Origin of the sequence: Citrobacter sp. XY323 (assembly GCF_025106035.1) — a bacterium.
GTDB classification, from domain to species: Bacteria; Pseudomonadota; Gammaproteobacteria; order Enterobacterales; family Enterobacteriaceae; genus Citrobacter; species Citrobacter braakii.
The window spans coordinates 519,722-534,507 of the sequence record NZ_JANYUK010000001.1; the positions used below are offsets into that span (position 1 = coordinate 519,722).

General features: G+C 53.7%; 15 protein-coding genes. 12 read left to right on the forward strand and 3 right to left on the reverse strand.

All coding sequences use genetic code 11. The features are described from left to right. Nucleotides 1–21: 21 nt before the first annotated feature. Nucleotides 22–954: an Rpn family recombination-promoting nuclease/putative transposase gene (locus N0B36_RS02410; RefSeq protein ID WP_153690609.1), complete on the forward strand. Its 933-nt coding sequence runs from the start codon at nucleotides 22–24 to the stop codon at nucleotides 952–954. Between the two features lie 49 nt (nucleotides 955–1,003). On the opposite strand, the gene dtpD is transcribed toward N0B36_RS02410, so the two are convergent. Then, nucleotides 1,004–2,485 carry a dipeptide permease DtpD gene (gene dtpD / locus N0B36_RS02415; protein WP_016152272.1) on the reverse strand — a complete coding sequence of 494 codons (1,482 nt, stop codon included), beginning with the start codon at nucleotides 2,483–2,485 and terminating at the stop codon, nucleotides 1,004–1,006. Nucleotides 2,486–2,774: 289 nt separating this feature from the next. Between dtpD and ybgI the strand changes: the two genes are divergently transcribed. Genes ybgI through nei form a run of 8 tightly spaced genes read left to right on the forward strand, consistent with a single transcriptional unit; the run spans nucleotide 2,775 to nucleotide 9,070 of the window. Continuing rightward, entirely contained in the window at nucleotides 2,775–3,518 is a 744-nt protein-coding gene (ybgI, locus tag N0B36_RS02420) for a radiation resistance protein YbgI (RefSeq protein WP_016152273.1), read from the forward strand. A 15-nt stretch (nucleotides 3,519–3,533) separates the two neighbouring features. Then, entirely contained in the window at nucleotides 3,534–4,190 is a 657-nt protein-coding gene (pxpB, locus tag N0B36_RS02425; protein WP_046274709.1) for a 5-oxoprolinase subunit PxpB, read from the forward strand. Continuing rightward, nucleotides 4,184–5,116, forward strand: coding sequence for a 5-oxoprolinase subunit PxpC (gene pxpC, locus N0B36_RS02430; RefSeq protein WP_047497731.1), 933 nt, complete (start codon nucleotides 4,184–4,186; stop codon nucleotides 5,114–5,116). The genes pxpB and pxpC overlap by 7 nt, the downstream gene beginning before the upstream one ends. Then, a complete protein-coding gene (pxpA, locus tag N0B36_RS02435; protein ID WP_259686029.1) occupies nucleotides 5,106–5,840 on the forward strand; it encodes a 5-oxoprolinase subunit PxpA in 735 nt (244 codons plus the stop codon). Before pxpC ends, pxpA begins: the two co-directional genes overlap by 11 nt. Nucleotides 5,841–5,895: 55 nt before the next feature. Next, nucleotides 5,896–6,618: a DUF969 domain-containing protein gene (locus N0B36_RS02440; protein ID WP_200100821.1), complete on the forward strand. Its 723-nt coding sequence runs from the start codon at nucleotides 5,896–5,898 to the stop codon at nucleotides 6,616–6,618. After that, nucleotides 6,615–7,610: a DUF979 domain-containing protein gene (locus N0B36_RS02445; RefSeq protein WP_016152277.1), complete on the forward strand. Its 996-nt coding sequence runs from the start codon at nucleotides 6,615–6,617 to the stop codon at nucleotides 7,608–7,610. Before N0B36_RS02440 ends, N0B36_RS02445 begins: the two co-directional genes overlap by 4 nt. A gap of 9 nt (nucleotides 7,611–7,619) precedes the next feature. Continuing rightward, nucleotides 7,620–8,264 (forward strand): pyroglutamyl-peptidase I, encoded by a 645-nt coding sequence (gene pcp / locus N0B36_RS02450; protein WP_016155998.1) that lies wholly within the window; start codon nucleotides 7,620–7,622, stop codon nucleotides 8,262–8,264. Nucleotides 8,265–8,278: 14 nt separating this feature from the next. After that, nucleotides 8,279–9,070: an endonuclease VIII gene (gene nei / locus N0B36_RS02455; protein WP_047497737.1), complete on the forward strand. Its 792-nt coding sequence runs from the start codon at nucleotides 8,279–8,281 to the stop codon at nucleotides 9,068–9,070. Here the strand turns inward: nei and N0B36_RS02460 are convergent. Together N0B36_RS02460 and N0B36_RS02465 are read right to left on the reverse strand one after the other, a co-directional pair. Next, nucleotides 9,067–10,113, reverse strand: coding sequence for an AbrB family transcriptional regulator (locus N0B36_RS02460; protein WP_103766035.1), 1,047 nt, complete (start codon nucleotides 10,111–10,113; stop codon nucleotides 9,067–9,069). The two genes, nei and N0B36_RS02460, sit on opposite strands and share 4 nt — an antisense overlap. A 173-nt stretch (nucleotides 10,114–10,286) precedes the next feature. Next, complete coding sequence (locus tag N0B36_RS02465) at nucleotides 10,287–11,570, reverse strand: citrate synthase (RefSeq protein WP_016152281.1); 1,284 nt, start codon at nucleotides 11,568–11,570, stop codon at nucleotides 10,287–10,289. Between the two features lie 697 nt (nucleotides 11,571–12,267). On the opposite strand from N0B36_RS02465, the gene sdhC reads away from it, so the two are divergent. From sdhC to sdhA, 3 genes are read left to right on the forward strand one after another with little or no spacing between them, the layout of a single operon-like run. After that, nucleotides 12,268–12,672: a succinate dehydrogenase cytochrome b556 subunit gene (gene sdhC / locus N0B36_RS02470; RefSeq protein ID WP_016152282.1), complete on the forward strand. Its 405-nt coding sequence runs from the start codon at nucleotides 12,268–12,270 to the stop codon at nucleotides 12,670–12,672. Further along, nucleotides 12,666–13,013, forward strand: coding sequence for a succinate dehydrogenase membrane anchor subunit (gene sdhD / locus N0B36_RS02475; protein ID WP_005122550.1), 348 nt, complete (start codon nucleotides 12,666–12,668; stop codon nucleotides 13,011–13,013). Before sdhC ends, sdhD begins: the two co-directional genes overlap by 7 nt. After that, entirely contained in the window at nucleotides 13,013–14,779 is a 1,767-nt protein-coding gene (sdhA, locus tag N0B36_RS02480; RefSeq protein ID WP_003022919.1) for a succinate dehydrogenase flavoprotein subunit, read from the forward strand. The genes sdhD and sdhA overlap by 1 nt, the downstream gene beginning before the upstream one ends. Nucleotides 14,780–14,786: the final 7 nt, after the last annotated feature.

Below are 14,786 nucleotides of genomic sequence, written 5' to 3' on the forward strand. Positions count from 1 at the left end.
TCATTCAGATGACGGAAATTAATGACAACGCCAACGCCAACGACATCCACACCGCACGATGCGGTGTTTAAAACGTTTTTACATCATCCCGAAACTGCGCGGGATTTTCTCGACATTCACCTGCCAGCTGAACTGCGGACGCTTTGCGATTTGAATTCGCTGAAGCTGGAGTCAGAAAGCTTTATTGAAGCGGATTTACGTTCGCGCTACTCCGACGTGCTCTGGTCTTTGCACACACGCGACGGCGACGGTTATGTCTATGTGGTTTTAGAGCATCAAAGTTCAGCCGAGCCGCATATGGCTTTTCGTCTGTTGCGTTATGCGATGGCGGCGATGCAGCGCCATCTGGACGCAGGGCATAAGGAACTGCCGTTGGTGATACCGATGCTGTTTTATCATGGCTGCCGAAGCCCCTATCCGTACTCGTTGTGCTGGCTGGATGCCTTTGCCGACTCCGTGGCGGCAAGACAACTTTATTCCAGCGCATTTCCGTTGGTCGACATAACGGTGGTACCCGATGATGAGATCATGGCTCACAGGCGAATGGCGCTTCTGGAATTAATGCAAAAACATATCCGTCGGCGGGATTTGATGGGGCTGGTAGAGCAACTGACCACGCTGCTACTTACTGGATGCGCTAATGACACGCAATTACAGGCGATGTTTAATTACATTCTACAATCTGGCGATGAATCTCGCTTTAATGAGTTTATGCAAGAGATGGCACAACGGATCCCCCAACACAAGGAGAGGCTGATGACTATTGCAGAGCGGTTACGGTTAGATGGATTACAGGAAGGTCTACAACAAGGACTACAACAAGGACTACAACAAGGAAAACAAGAAGCGGCATTACGTATAGCGCAAACCATGTTGGAACAGGGAATAGAACGCGAAATGGTAAAACTGGTGACCGGTGTTTCAGAAGCGGATTTGGCTGTAAACCATGCATAATCTCCAGAAAAACAGGCCCGAATCTTATTACATCATCGGGCCTGTAAACTCAGGACTCTACCGCCAGCGGACGATTTCTGAACTTCAGCGACTGGTACAGCCAAATCAGCAGTACCAGCACCACACAGGCCAGCGCGCCCCAGGTTATTTCGCTAAAGACATCAATATATGCATTGATGGAATAGTTGATAGCGCCCGCTGAGTCAAACGAACCTTGTGAGGTCTGATCGGCGATAACGCCGGCAAGGTAGTTGGCGATGGCCCCGGAAAGCAGCATGTAAATACCCGTTAATACGCCGGTCACTCCTGGGATCTCGATACGTGTAATCTGAGACATAGCCACCGGATCGATAAACAGCTCGGCAAAGCCCATGACCGCCAGCCCCAATACCATCAGCGGCATGGAAGAGTGACCGTAAGCCGCAGACCAGCGGGCGCTCAAGGTCAGAATACAGAATCCGGCGCTCATTAAACCGAGGCCAAGGGCAAATTTACCCCAGATACGTACGGTACGATTACCGCTAACGCTTTCTTTGACCACCCAGGCCAGCACGATACCGCACAGCATAACGGCAAAGGCGTTAACCGACTGGAACATCGCGGTAGGGACGGAATATCCCAGAATATCTCGGTTAACGAAGCGGTCGATATACAGGCTAATCGAACTGCCGCCCTGTTGAGCAAAGGCCCAGAACAACAGACTGAAGAAGGTCAATGTAACGATAAGCCCCAGCTCTTTGCGCTGTTTCTGGGTCTGCGCCTGGCGGTAAATCTTCGCCAGAACCGCCAGACCAATAACAGTAGCAACGATCAGTGCGTAAACGGACCACTCTTTCCAGAACAGAACGGTAATCAGCAGCGGTGCTGCAACCAGCAGAACTAACAACCAGGCCCAGTTTGGCAGCATATATTTTTTCGCACACAAGACGGCCTTGTTGACGCCGGTGGTATGGGCGAAATGGCGATTACCGCATACGAAAATCACCAGCCCCGCCAGCATGCCAATCGCCGCCAGCGCAAAGCCCATCGCCCAACTGTACTCTTCCTGCACGTAGCCGCAGGCAATAGGCGCGATGATTGAACCAATATTACCGGCAGCGTAGAGCAGAGAGAATCCACCGTCACGGCGAGGGTCTTCAGGCTGATACAACTCGCCTAACAGGCAACTGATGTTGGATTTAAACAGACCGTAGCCACAGACAATAATCGCCAGCGACAAATAAAGGAACGCCGGGGCCATTTCGCTGGCGCCCAATACCAGATGCCCCACTGCCATTAAAAATGCGCCGATCATCACCGCCATTCGATTGCCGAGCACTTTATCGGCCAGGTATCCCCCAAGTATGGGCGTGACGTAGACCAGCGAGCAGTAGGCGCTGAACAGTTCATATGCGTGATTATCGTCGTACTTAAGCTGGTTAGTGAGATACAGGATCAGCAATGCACGCATGCCGTAAAAACTGAAGTATTCCCAAATTTGTAGCGCAACGACGTAATAAATCGCTCGTGGTTGAGATGCTTGTTTATTCATTCTTTTCTCGAAGTAAATGCCTCGCGACAGGCTGAACGTGCTGCGCAAGTGTGTTTCCTTAAAGTTTTAACTTTGATACAGATCTGATTATTTTTGCAATATGCTGTCTGATTGCATAAATATACATGAATTAGATCGCGTGGGGGTAAGCAAATTGCGTTCAAATCAGGTGTGATTGTTTCTTGATGTGTCAGTGAAATGTCTATCGACGAACGCAAGCGGGAACGCTATTTTAACCTAAGCTGTGTTGCTGATTGGGCAGGCAGAATTTATGACTACGAGGACGATGATGAAAAACACCGAACTGGAACAACTGATCAACGACAAACTGAACAGCGCCGCCATTAGCGACTATGCGCCGAATGGTTTGCAGGTTGAGGGCAAAGAGACGGTGCATAAAATCGTGACCGGCGTGACTGCAAGTCAAGCGTTGCTGGACGAGGCGGTACGCCTGCAGGCGGATGCGGTCATCGTTCATCACGGTTATTTCTGGAAAGGCGAATCTCCGGTTATTCGCGGTATGAAGCGCCATCGTCTGAAAACGCTGTTGGAAAATGATATCAACCTGTATGGCTGGCACCTGCCGCTGGATGCTCACCCGGAACTGGGTAATAACGCGCAGCTGGCAGCGCTGTTGGGGATCACCGTCATGGGTGAAATCGAGCCACTGGTGCCATGGGGAGAACTCTCCATGCCGGTTCCGGGGCTGGAGCTGGCATCGTGGATTGAAGCGCGTTTAGGCCGTAAACCGTTATGGTGCGGTGATACCGGGCCGGAAAAAGTTCAGCGCGTCGCCTGGTGTACAGGGGGCGGTCAGAGTTTCATTGATAGCGCAGCCCGGTTTGGTGTCGATGCCTTTATCACCGGTGAAGTCTCAGAGCAAACCATTCACTCAGCCCGCGAGCAGGGGTTGCATTTTTATGCTGCTGGTCACCATGCGACCGAACGCGGCGGCATTCGCGCATTGAGCGAATGGCTGAATGAAAATACCGATCTGGACGTAACCTTTATCGATATTCCTAATCCAGCGTAATAAAGAGGGACGAAAGTGCAGCGAGCGCGTTGTTATCTGTTAGGTGAAAGTGCGGTGGTTCTTGAGCTGGAACCTCCCATTACGCTGGCGACTCAGAAACGCATCTGGCGTCTGGCCCAGCGTCTGGTTGATGCCCCGAATGTGCTGGAAGCTATTCCGGGAATGAACAATATCACGGTTACCCTGCGCGACCCGAAAACGCTGGCGCTGGATGCGATTGAACGCCTGCAGCGCTGGTGGGAAGAGAGTGAGGCGCTGGAGCCGGACTCGCGCTTTATTGAAATTCCCGTGACCTATGGCGGTGAGTTCGGCCCCGATCTGGCTGAGGTCGCCCGGCACAGTGGATTAAGCGACAAGCAGGTCGTCGAACTTCATGCGTCGGTTGATTATGTGGTGTGGTTTATCGGTTTTCAGCCGGGATTTCCCTATCTCGGGAGCTTACCTGAACCGCTCCATACTCCGAGGCGTGCGGAACCGCGTCTGCTTGTTCCGGCAGGTTCTGTGGGTATTGGCGGATCCCAAACGGGGGTCTATCCGCTTTCCACGCCAGGTGGATGGCAATTGATTGGCCGTACCTCCGTTGCGTTATTTGATCCAAAACGGCAGGAGCCGATTCTGTTACGGGCTGGCGATACCGTGCGTTTTGTCCCGCAGAAGGAGGGGATATGTTAAACATCATTCGCGCTGGCATGTACACCTCAGTACAGGACGGGGGACGCCATAGTTTTCGTCAATCCGGAATCAGTCACTGTGGCGCGCTGGATAAACCGGCGCTGAACGTTGCTAATCTGCTGGTGGGTAATGATGCGAATGCCGCTGCGCTGGAAATCACACTGGGGCAACTGGTGGTGGAATTTGAAACCGATGGCTGGTTTGCCCTGACCGGAGCGGGATGTGAAGCGCACCTGGATCGTACTCCCGTATGGAGCGGATGGCGGCTGCCGGTGAAAGCCGGGCAGCGTCTGACGCTAAAACGTCCACATCACGGCATGCGCAGCTATCTGGCGGTAGCGGGCGGTTTTGATGTGCCCGAAGTAATGGGGTCGCGCAGTACCGATCTCAAAGTCGGAATTGGCGGGCTGGAAGGGCGTCTGCTGCGCGATGGCGATCGGCTGCCAATTGGCGCATCGACCCGGCAATTCAGCGGGCCGCAGGGCGTAAAACAGCTGATGTGGGGCAACCACATTCGTGCGCTCCCCGGGCCTGAATACCAGGAGTTTGACGAAGTATCTCAGGCTTCTTTCTGGCGCTCCCCGTGGCAGCTGAGTCCGCAAAGCAACCGTATGGGGTATCGCTTGCAGGGGCAGTCGCTGACGCGCACGACCGATCGCGAGCTATTGTCGCATGGTTTGCTCCCTGGCGTAGTGCAGGTTCCGCATAATGGTCAGCCCATCGTGCTGATGAACGATGCTCAGACGACGGGCGGCTATCCGCGTATCGCCTGTATCATCGAAGCAGATATGTATCATCTGGCGCAGATCCCGCTCGGCCAGCCGATTCATTTTGTGCAGTGTTCGCTGGAGGAAGCGCTTAAGGCGCGCCAGGATCGGCAGCGTTATCTGGAACAGTTAACATGGCGACTTAACAATGAAAATTGATCTCAACGCAGACCTCGGTGAGGGATGCCCTAACGATGCAGCGCTGCTGCTACTGGTGTCATCAGCCAACATCGCCTGTGGGTTTCACGCCGGTGATGCGCAGACGATGCTTTTAAGCGTGCGCGAAGCGCTAAAAAATGGCGTAGCGATAGGTGCGCATCCGAGTTTTCCGGATCGGGAAAATTTTGGCCGTAGCGCCATGACCCTGCCTGTGGAAACGGTGTATGCGCAGACGCTGTATCAAATTGGTGCGCTGGCTGCCATCACGCGTGCGCAGGGCGGCGTAATGCGTCATGTTAAACCGCACGGTATGCTTTATAACCAGGCGGCGAAAGATCCTCAGTTGGCGGATGCTATTGCTCAAGCGGTGTATGCCTGCGATCCGTCGCTGGTTCTGGTAGGGCTGGCGGGAAGCGAACTGATTCGTGCCGGAGAACGCTATGGTCTGGTAACACGTCAGGAGGTTTTTGCCGATCGGGGTTATCAGGCGGATGGCAGTCTGGTGCCGCGCAGCCAGCCGGGCGCATTGATTGAGGATGAAGAGCAGGCGCTGGCGCAAACGCTAGAAATGGTGCAATCCAGCAGAGTAAAAAGCCAGAGTGGAACGTGGGCGAGCGTGACAGCCCAGACGGTATGCATTCACGGGGATGGTGAGCACGCACTCGCTTTTGCCCGTCGCTTGCGAGCCGCATTCAAAGCATGCAATATTCAAATTAGCGCATAAATTTATTCATATAAAACAATAATATATTACACAACAACATATACAGGACTGAATTATGGGAGAGGTAATTTCTCTCTGGCCATTGACGGGGATCGCCGTCATCGTGGTCGGATTTCTTTTACGTTTTAACCCGGTATTGGTGGTCATTATTGCCGGGATCGTCACGGGGCTGGCGGCGCATATGCCGATCGCCACTATCCTTGAAAAGCTGGGTGAAGGTTTTCTTAACACCCGCAACCTGCCATTTATCCTGCTGATCCCGCTGGCGGTTATTGGCCTGCTGGAACGCCACGGACTCAAAGAGCGTGCTCAGGCGTGGATTGCAAAAATCCGCAGCGCCACCAGTGGTCGTCTGCTTATTGTCTATCTGTTCATTCGCGAAGCGACCGCTGCGTTAGGGCTGACCAGTCTGGGGGGGCATCCGCAGATGGTGCGTCCGCTGCTGGCGCCGATGGCGGAAGGGGCCGCAGAGAAAAATCACGGCGAGATACCTGGGGCGGTACGCTATCGTCTGCGCGCCATGTCAGCTGCGACCGATAACGTCGGACTGTTCTTCGGTGAAGATATCTTTGTTGCCTTCGGCGCCATCATTTTTATGCACAACTTTATGCTGGAGTCTGGTGGGATCCAAACCGAACCGCTGCATATTGCCTTGTGGGGGATCCCAACGGCAATTTGTGCATTCCTGATCCACGGTACGCGTCTGTGGCGTCTGGATAGCTATTTGCAACGTGAGGTGGCGAAAGCGAATGCCGCAGCGAAAGGGGGAGCGAAATGAATTTTCAACAAAGCTATCTCTACTGGCTGGCGGGAGCGGTATTACTGATTGTGGCGCTGATGTCCTGGCAGGACAAAGCGAACCCGCGTCGCTTCACCACCGGCCTGTTTTGGGGCATATACGGCGTACTGTTTCTGCTTGGCGACTGGACATATTCGCTGTTTGGCGACAAACGCACGGTGCATATTGCCGTTGGCGTTGCGGTGGTCGTGCTGGCCCTGATCGCCGGTTTTGGCGGCGTGAAGCTTGGAAGCTACCATCAACGAACGCAGCAACAGCGCGAAGAAAGCGCCAGTCGTCTGGGTAACCGCCTGTTTTTCCCGGCGCTGGCAATTCCGGTGGTAACGGTTATTGGCGTGCTGATGTTCAACCATATTCCGGGCTTACAGGATGCGCTGTTTGGGCCGGGTAATCACGCCACGCTGGTGACGCTCTTTTCCATGACCGCAGGCTCGTTGATTGGTCTGGCGATGGCGATAAAAATGACCCATGAGCGGGTTCACCAACCGATTCAGGAGGCGCGCCGTCTGCTGGACTCCATCGGCTGGGCGTTCATCCTGCCGCAGATTTTGGCCACGCTCGGGCTGTTGTTTACGGCAGCGGGCGTAGGCAGCGGTATTTCCTGGCTAACGCAAGAATACCTGGCGGTGGATAGCCGCTTTATCGCAGTGGCGGTGTACACCCTCGGCATGGCATTGCTGACGATGGTCATGGGCAATGCGTTTGCCGCTTTCCCGATCGTGACCGCTGGAATTGGTATTCCGATCCTCGTGCTGCAGCACGGCGGCAATCCGGCAGTAATGGCGGCAATTGGTATGTTCTCTGGCTATTGCGGGACGTTAATGACGCCGATGGCGGCAAACTTTAACATTGTTCCTGCAGCGCTGCTGGAGCTGCCGGATAAAAACGCGGTGATTAAAGCGCAGGTGCCAACCGGCATACTGCTGTTGCTGGTCAACGTGTTCCTGATGTATTTCCTGATGTTCTTGTAAGGTGACAGGATGAAAACAGTACTCATCACGGGATTTGAACCCTTTGGCGGCGAGTCAGTTAACCCTTCCTGGGAAGTGGTCTCGGGCCTCGACAATGCTATCATCGGCGGATGCCGCGTCGTTGCCCGCCAACTGCCGTGCGTCTTTGGCGAGTCTCTTGCCGTACTCAATGGTGCGATTGACGCGCTGTCGCCATCACTGGTGCTGGCGGTGGGGCAGGCGGGGGGGCGCACGGATGTCACCGTGGAGCGCGTGGCGATCAACGTTGACGATGCGCGTATTGCGGATAATCAGGGTCAACAGCCGGTAGATGTGCCGATTGTGGCCGATGGTCCGGCGGCTTGGTTTAGTTCGTTGCCGATCAAAGCGATGGTTGTTGCCATGCGCAACGCGGGAATTCCGGCTTCGGTTTCCCAAACCGCGGGCACTTTCGTTTGTAACCACGTGATGTATGGCCTACTGCATAAACTACGTGACGTTCCGGCGGTGAAGGGAGGATTTATTCATATCCCTTATTTGCCGCAACAGGCTGCACAGCACCCCGGGGCGCCAAGTATGGCAGCGGACACGGTGCGCCGGGCGCTGGAAGTTGCGATTGCCACCGCGTTGCAGGTGGAGAGTGATATCGCAGTGACGGGCGGTGCAACACATTAAAAAAGGACAGTATTATGCCTGAAGGCCCGGAGATCCGCCGCGCGGCGGATAACCTGGAGGCGGCAGTCAAAGGCAAACCCCTGACCGATGTCTGGTTTGCCTTTGAGCAGCTAAAACCGTATCAATCTCAACTGATTGGGCAGAGTGTTACCCAGCTTGAAACGCGGGGTAAAGCATTGCTGACCCATTTTTCTAATGGATTGACGCTGTACAGCCACAATCAGCTCTATGGCGTGTGGCGAGTGGTGGATACCGGCAAAATACCGCAGACTTCGCGGGTACTGCGTGTCAGGTTGCAAACACACGACAAAACTATTCTGCTCTATAGCGCCTCTGATATCGACATGCTGACGCCGGAACAGCTCGCTACCCACCCGTTCCTGCAACGGGTTGGGCCGGATGTCCTGGATTTACGTTTAACGCCCGATGACGTGAAAGCGCGTCTGTTATCCCCGCGTTTTCGCAATCGCCAGTTTTCTGGCCTGCTGTTGGACCAGGCGTTTCTGGCGGGATTAGGTAACTACCTGCGAGTAGAGATTCTGTGGCAAGTAGGGCTGACCGGGCAGCATAAAGCGTCGATGCTCGGAGATGAGCAGTTGGATGCGCTGGCGCATGCGCTGCTTGATATTCCTCGTTTGTCCTATAACACCCGCGGGCTGGTGGATGAGAATAAACATCACGGCGCGCTGTTTCGCTTTAAGGTCTTTCACCGGGATGGTGAAGCCTGTGAGCGCTGTGGCGGAATCATCGAAAAAACGACGCTCTCTTCACGACCCTTTTACTGGTGTCCGGGATGTCAGCACTAAGCGGGATGCTTTGGCGCGTGTAGCGAAATAAACCGCGCCACCGCCGGGCCAGTCAATAAAATACTGAATAGCCGTAGGGTTTGCATCGCCATGATCAGCGCCATATCGGCGTGGCTCCCCGCGGCAATCACCGCAACAGAATCCACGCCGCCTGGACTGGTCGCCAGATAGGCGGTAAGAAAATCTATCTGCATGTAATGCGCCAGTCCCCAGGCCATAGCGGCGCAGATCGCCATCAGTGAAAAAATGGACAAGAGGATTTGCGGTAAGGGGCGCAACGCCATTAAAAAGATCTGCTTGTCAAAACCCAGGCCAATTTGCCAGCCGATGGCCATATAGGCAATCGCCAGCAGCCATTCCGGCAGTTCGATCACCATCACGCCACCGGCATTCAGCAATGCGCCTGCCAACATCGGTAGCAACATGACGCCAGAGGGGATACGCAATAGACGCCCGGCCGTACCGGCAACGGCGGCCAGCGCCAGGGTACTGAACAGATTGCTGCTCAGCGGCGGAAACCAGAGAATTTGCTCACTGACCGTTTGGGCCTGGTCGCCCATCATCACTCGGGTGACCAGTGCTGCCGCGCCAACCACCAACAGTACGCGCAGATACTGCATAAACGCCACCAGCCGGATGTCGGCACCATATTCCTGCGCCATCGCCACCATTGCCGCCGCACCGCCAGGTGACGAGCCCCATGCACCGGTGTTTCCCGGTAGGTTACTGTAGCGAACCAGCAGCCAGCCGATTACCGCGCTGCTGATAAGGGTCGCCAGCAGGATGATAATCACCATCGGCCAGTGGGCCGTAAGGGTCGTCAAGATTGAGCCCGTCAGGTTTTGGGCAATCATGCAGCCGAGAATCGCCTGCGCGCCAAGAAATGTGCAGCGGGGAGGGTGCAGTGAGATGCCGCGCATACTGAATATAATGCCGACGATCATCGAACCGAGTAGCAGCGGTCCTGGAAGGTGTATAAACAAAAAGAACAGGGAAAGAAGGAGCGATAGCAGAAACAACAGACTCCACTGCAAAACAGGCATCCCATGCTCCTGAGTGAAATGACGGAAATCTCAGTAAATCATAGAGAAAGCATGATGAGAATAAAATAATATGCATCAAAAAAACAGGTCGGATTCTGGCTTCAATGCCTTGTCCGACCCGGGAGAATTAATGGCTGTAAGCCGGACAGGCGCTGGCGCCATCCGGCAGACAATTAACGCTTAATATCAGACTTAAAATCGCGCTTGTCGTAGCCGGTGTACAACTGACGCGGACGAGCGATTTTCATGCCGTCGGTGTGCATTTCGTTCCAGTGTGCAATCCAGCCCACGGTACGCGCCATGGCGAAGATAACGGTGAACATGGAGGACGGAATGCCCATCGCCTTCAGGATGATGCCGGAGTAGAAATCTACGTTCGGGTAGAGTTTCTTCTCGATGAAGTACGGGTCGTTGAGCGCAATGTGTTCAAGTTCCATCGCCACTTCCAGCAGATCATCTTTGGTGCCCAGTTCTTTCAGTACTTCATGGCAGGTTTCACGCATGACGGTGGCGCGCGGGTCATAGTTTTTATAAACACGGTGACCAAAGCCCATCAGGCGGAAGGAATCATTCTTGTCTTTCGCGCGGCGAACAAATTCCGGAATGTGTTTAACAGAGCTGATTTCTTCCAGCATTTTCAGCGCAGCTTCGTTTGCGCCGCCGTGTGCCGGTCCCCACAGGGAAGCAATACCGGCCGCGATGCAGGCAAACGGGTTAGCGCCAGAAGAACCGGCGGTACGAACGGTAGAGGTTGAGGCGTTCTGTTCGTGGTCAGCGTGCAGGATCAAGATACGGTCCATTGCGCGTTCCAGAATCGGATTCACTTCGTATTTTTCGCACGGCGTGGAGAACATCATGTTCAGGAAGTTACCGGCGTAGGAGAGGTCATTACGCGGGTACACGAACGGCTGTCCGATGGAATATTTGTAGCACATCGCTGCCATGGTCGGCATTTTGGACAGCAGACGGAAGGCGGCGATTTCACGGTGACGCGGATTATTCACATCCAGCGAGTCGTGGTAGAACGCAGCCAGCGCCCCGGTAACACCACACATAACGGCCATCGGGTGAGAGTCGCGGCGGAAACCGTGGAACAGGCGGGTGATCTGCTCGTGGATCATGGTATGGCGAGTGACTGTGGTTTTGAACTCGTCGTACTCCTCCTGCGTCGGTTTTTCGCCGTACAGCAGGATATAACACACTTCCAGATAGTTCGACTCGGTCGCCAACTGATCAATCGGGAAGCCGCGATGCAGCAAAATACCTTCGTCACCGTCGATGAAAGTAATTTTGGATTCGCAGGATGCGGTAGAGGTGAAACCTGGGTCAAAAGTAAACATCCCTTTTGAGCCAAGACTACGAATATCAATAACATCTTGACCGAGCGTACCTTTCAGCACATCCAGTTCAATAGCAGAGTCACCATTTAGAGTGATTTTTGCTTTAGTATCAGCCATTTACGGTCTCCTTAGCGCCTTATTGCTTAAGACTGCTGGAACTCACATTTGCCTTCGTACATCAATGAACCGTTACCAGTTTGTTATTTGGCTCGCCGCTCTGCGAAAGAGGGGATAACCTGGGTACAGAGCTATGGGCGCTTGCAGGTAAAACGGTCTTTTCATGGCGAATAAACTGCAAATCAAGAACTTAGCAATCCGAATTATTAAACCTGTCTATCACTAATAACTGTCCTGACTGTATTGGTCAATACTTCCACACTGTTACATAACTAAATGTCCGGTGAAAGAGTGACCCCATAACTTTTACGCATTATATGCTTTTTCTGGTGTCGTTTGTAACAACTTTGTTTAATGATTGTCAAATTAGATGGTTAAAAATTAAAATAATGTTGTTATCGTGACCTATGTCACTGTTCGGGATAAAACCCGACAAACTATATGTAGGTTAATTGTAATGATTTTGTGAACGTCCTATACTGCCGCCAGGTCTCCGGAATACCCTGCAATCCCGAGCCAACCAGCGTTGTAACGTGTCGTTTTAGCATCTGGAAGCAGTGTTTTATATGACGCGTAGTTATAGTAAGGACGCTGTCTGACCCGCACGCAGACCGGAGGAAGGAAATCCCGTCGTCTTTCAGGCTACAGGTGTCTTCATCTTCTGTACCCGAAGTCCAAAGGGAATAATAAGAACAGCATGTGGGCGTTATTCATGATAAGAAATGTGAAAAAACAAAGACCTGTCAATCTGGATCTACAAACGATCCGGTTCCCAATCACGGCGATAGCGTCCATTCTCCATCGCGTATCCGGAGTGATCACCTTCGTGGCGGTCGGGATTCTGTTGTGGTTATTGGGTACCAGCCTTTCCTCCCCTGAAGGTTTCCTCGCGGCGTCATCCATTATGAATAACTTCTTTGTGGAGTTAATTCTGTGGGGGATCCTGATTGCGCTGGCATATCACGCCGTAATGGGCATTCGCCATCTGTTGATGGATTTTGGCTATATCGAAGAAACCCTCGAAGCAGGGACACGTTCCGCCAAAATTTGTTTCGTTATCATTGTCGTGCTTTCACTTCTCGCAGGAGTCCTCGTATGGTAAGCAACGCCTCCGCATTAGGACGCAACGGCGTACATGACTTCATTCTGGTCCGTGCTACCGCTATCGTTCTGACGTTATACATCATCTATATGGTCGGCTTCTTCGCCACCAGCGGCGAACTGACGTTTGAAGTCTGGACCGGTTTCTTCTCATCGGCATTCACCAAAGTCTTCACCCTGCTGGCTCTTTTCTCCATCTTGATTCATGCCTGGATCGGCATGTGGCAGGTGTTGACCGACTACGTTAAACCGCTGGCCGTGCGCCTGATTCTGCAACTGGCTATCGTCGTTGCGCTGGTGGTTTACGTCATTTATGGATTTGTTGTGGTGTGGGGTGTGTAATGAAACTGCCAGTCAGAGAATTTGATGCTGTTGTGATTGGTGCCGGCGGCGCAGGTATGCGCGCGGCGCTGCAAATTTCCCAGAGCGGTCAGACCTGTGCGCTGCTCTCCAAAGTGTTCCCAACCCGTTCCCATACCGTATCTGCGCAAGGTGGCATCACCGTTGCGCTCGGTAATACCCATGAAGATAACTGGGAATGGCACATGTACGACACCGTCAAAGGGTCGGACTACATAGGTGACCAGGACGCTATTGAATATATGTGTAAAACCGGTCCGGAAGCGATTCTGGAGCTGGACCACATGGGGCTGCCGTTCTCTCGCCTCGATAATGGCACAATTTATCAACGTCCGTTTGGCGGCCAGTCGAAGAATTTCGGCGGCGAGCAGGCGGCACGTACCGCGGCAGCGGCAGACCGTACCGGCCATGCGCTGTTGCACACGCTGTATCAGCAGAACCTGAAAAACCACACCACCATTTTCTCCGAATGGTATGCGCTGGATCTGGTGAAAAATGCCGATGGCGCGATTGTTGGTTGTACCGCGCTGTGTATTGAAACCGGTGAAGTGGTTTACTTCAAAGCCCGCGCAACCGTGCTGGCGACCGGCGGTGCTGGCCGTATTTATCAGTCCACCACCAACGCCCACATCAACACCGGTGACGGCGTCGGTATGGCTATCCGCGCTGGCGTGCCGGTGCAGGATATGGAGATGTGGCAGTTCCACCCAACCGGTATCGCTGGCGCGGGTGTTCTGGTAACAGAAGGCTGTCGTGGTGAAGGTGGCTACCTGCTGAACAAACACGGTGAGCGCTTCATGGAGCGTTATGCCCCGAATGCGAAAGACCTGGCGGGTCGTGACGTGGTGGCGCGTTCCATCATGATCGAAATCCGCGAAGGTCGTGGCTGCGACGGTCCGTGGGGGCCGCACGCCAAACTGAAACTCGACCACCTGGGTAAAGAAGTGCTGGAGTCCCGTCTGCCGGGTATTCTCGAACTGTCCCGTACCTTTGCTCACGTTGACCCGGTGAAAGAGCCGATCCCGGTTATTCCAACCTGCCACTATATGATGGGCGGTATTCCGACCAAAGTCACCGGCCAGGCGCTGACCGTGAATGAGCAGGGCGAAGATGTGGTGATCCCAGGGCTGTTTGCCGTCGGTGAAATCGCCTGCGTATCGGTTCACGGTGCTAACCGTTTGGGCGGCAACTCACTGCTTGACCTGGTGGTATTTGGTCGTGCTGTGGGTCTGCATCTGCAGGAATCTATCGCAGAGCAGGGTGACCTGCTGGATGCAACCGAAGATGAAATCGACGCTTCTCTGGCGCGTCTGAATCGCTGGAACGGTAACCGTAACGGTGAAGACCCGGTGGCAATTCGTAAAGCGCTGCAAGAATGTATGCAGCATAACTTCTCGGTATTCCGCGAAGGCGATGCGATGGCGAAGGGCCTGGAAGAGCTGAAAGCGATTCGCGAACGCCTGAAAAATGCCCGTCTGGACGATACCTCCAGTGAGTTCAACACCCAGCGCGTTGAGTGTCTGGAGCTGGATAACCTGATGGAGACCGCGTACGCCACTGCAGTATCTGCAAACTTCCGTACCGAAAGCCGTGGCGCGCATAGCCGCTTCGACTTCCCGGAACGTGATGACGAAAACTGGCTGTGCCATTCCCTGTACCTGCCAGAGTCGGAATCCATGACGCGACGTCAAGTCAATATGGAACCGAAGCTGCGCCCGGCATTCCCGCCGAAGATTCGTACTTATTAATGCGGAG

Bases quoted from the DNA above. Each gene is read 5' to 3' on its own strand.
- sdhD (WP_005122550.1), top strand. From the start codon at position 12,666: ATGGTAAGCAACGCCTCCGCATTAGGACGCAACGGCGTACATGACTTC.
- ybgI (WP_016152273.1), top strand. From the start codon at position 2,775: ATGAAAAACACCGAACTGGAACAACTGATCAACGACAAACTGAACAGC.
- pxpC (WP_047497731.1), top strand. From the start codon at position 4,184: ATGTTAAACATCATTCGCGCTGGCATGTACACCTCAGTACAGGACGGG.
- dtpD (WP_016152272.1), bottom strand. From the start codon at position 2,485: ATGAATAAACAAGCATCTCAACCACGAGCGATTTATTACGTCGTTGCG.
- sdhA (WP_003022919.1), top strand. From the start codon at position 13,013: ATGAAACTGCCAGTCAGAGAATTTGATGCTGTTGTGATTGGTGCCGGC.
- nei (WP_047497737.1), top strand. From the start codon at position 8,279: ATGCCTGAAGGCCCGGAGATCCGCCGCGCGGCGGATAACCTGGAGGCG.
- N0B36_RS02440 (WP_200100821.1), top strand. From the start codon at position 5,896: ATGGGAGAGGTAATTTCTCTCTGGCCATTGACGGGGATCGCCGTCATC.
- N0B36_RS02410 (WP_153690609.1), top strand. From the start codon at position 22: ATGACAACGCCAACGCCAACGACATCCACACCGCACGATGCGGTGTTT.
- sdhC (WP_016152282.1), top strand. From the start codon at position 12,268: ATGTGGGCGTTATTCATGATAAGAAATGTGAAAAAACAAAGACCTGTC.
- N0B36_RS02465 (WP_016152281.1), bottom strand. From the start codon at position 11,570: ATGGCTGATACTAAAGCAAAAATCACTCTAAATGGTGACTCTGCTATT.
- N0B36_RS02460 (WP_103766035.1), bottom strand. From the start codon at position 10,113: ATGCCTGTTTTGCAGTGGAGTCTGTTGTTTCTGCTATCGCTCCTTCTT.
- pcp (WP_016155998.1), top strand. From the start codon at position 7,620: ATGAAAACAGTACTCATCACGGGATTTGAACCCTTTGGCGGCGAGTCA.
- pxpA (WP_259686029.1), top strand. From the start codon at position 5,106: ATGAAAATTGATCTCAACGCAGACCTCGGTGAGGGATGCCCTAACGAT.
- N0B36_RS02445 (WP_016152277.1), top strand. From the start codon at position 6,615: ATGAATTTTCAACAAAGCTATCTCTACTGGCTGGCGGGAGCGGTATTA.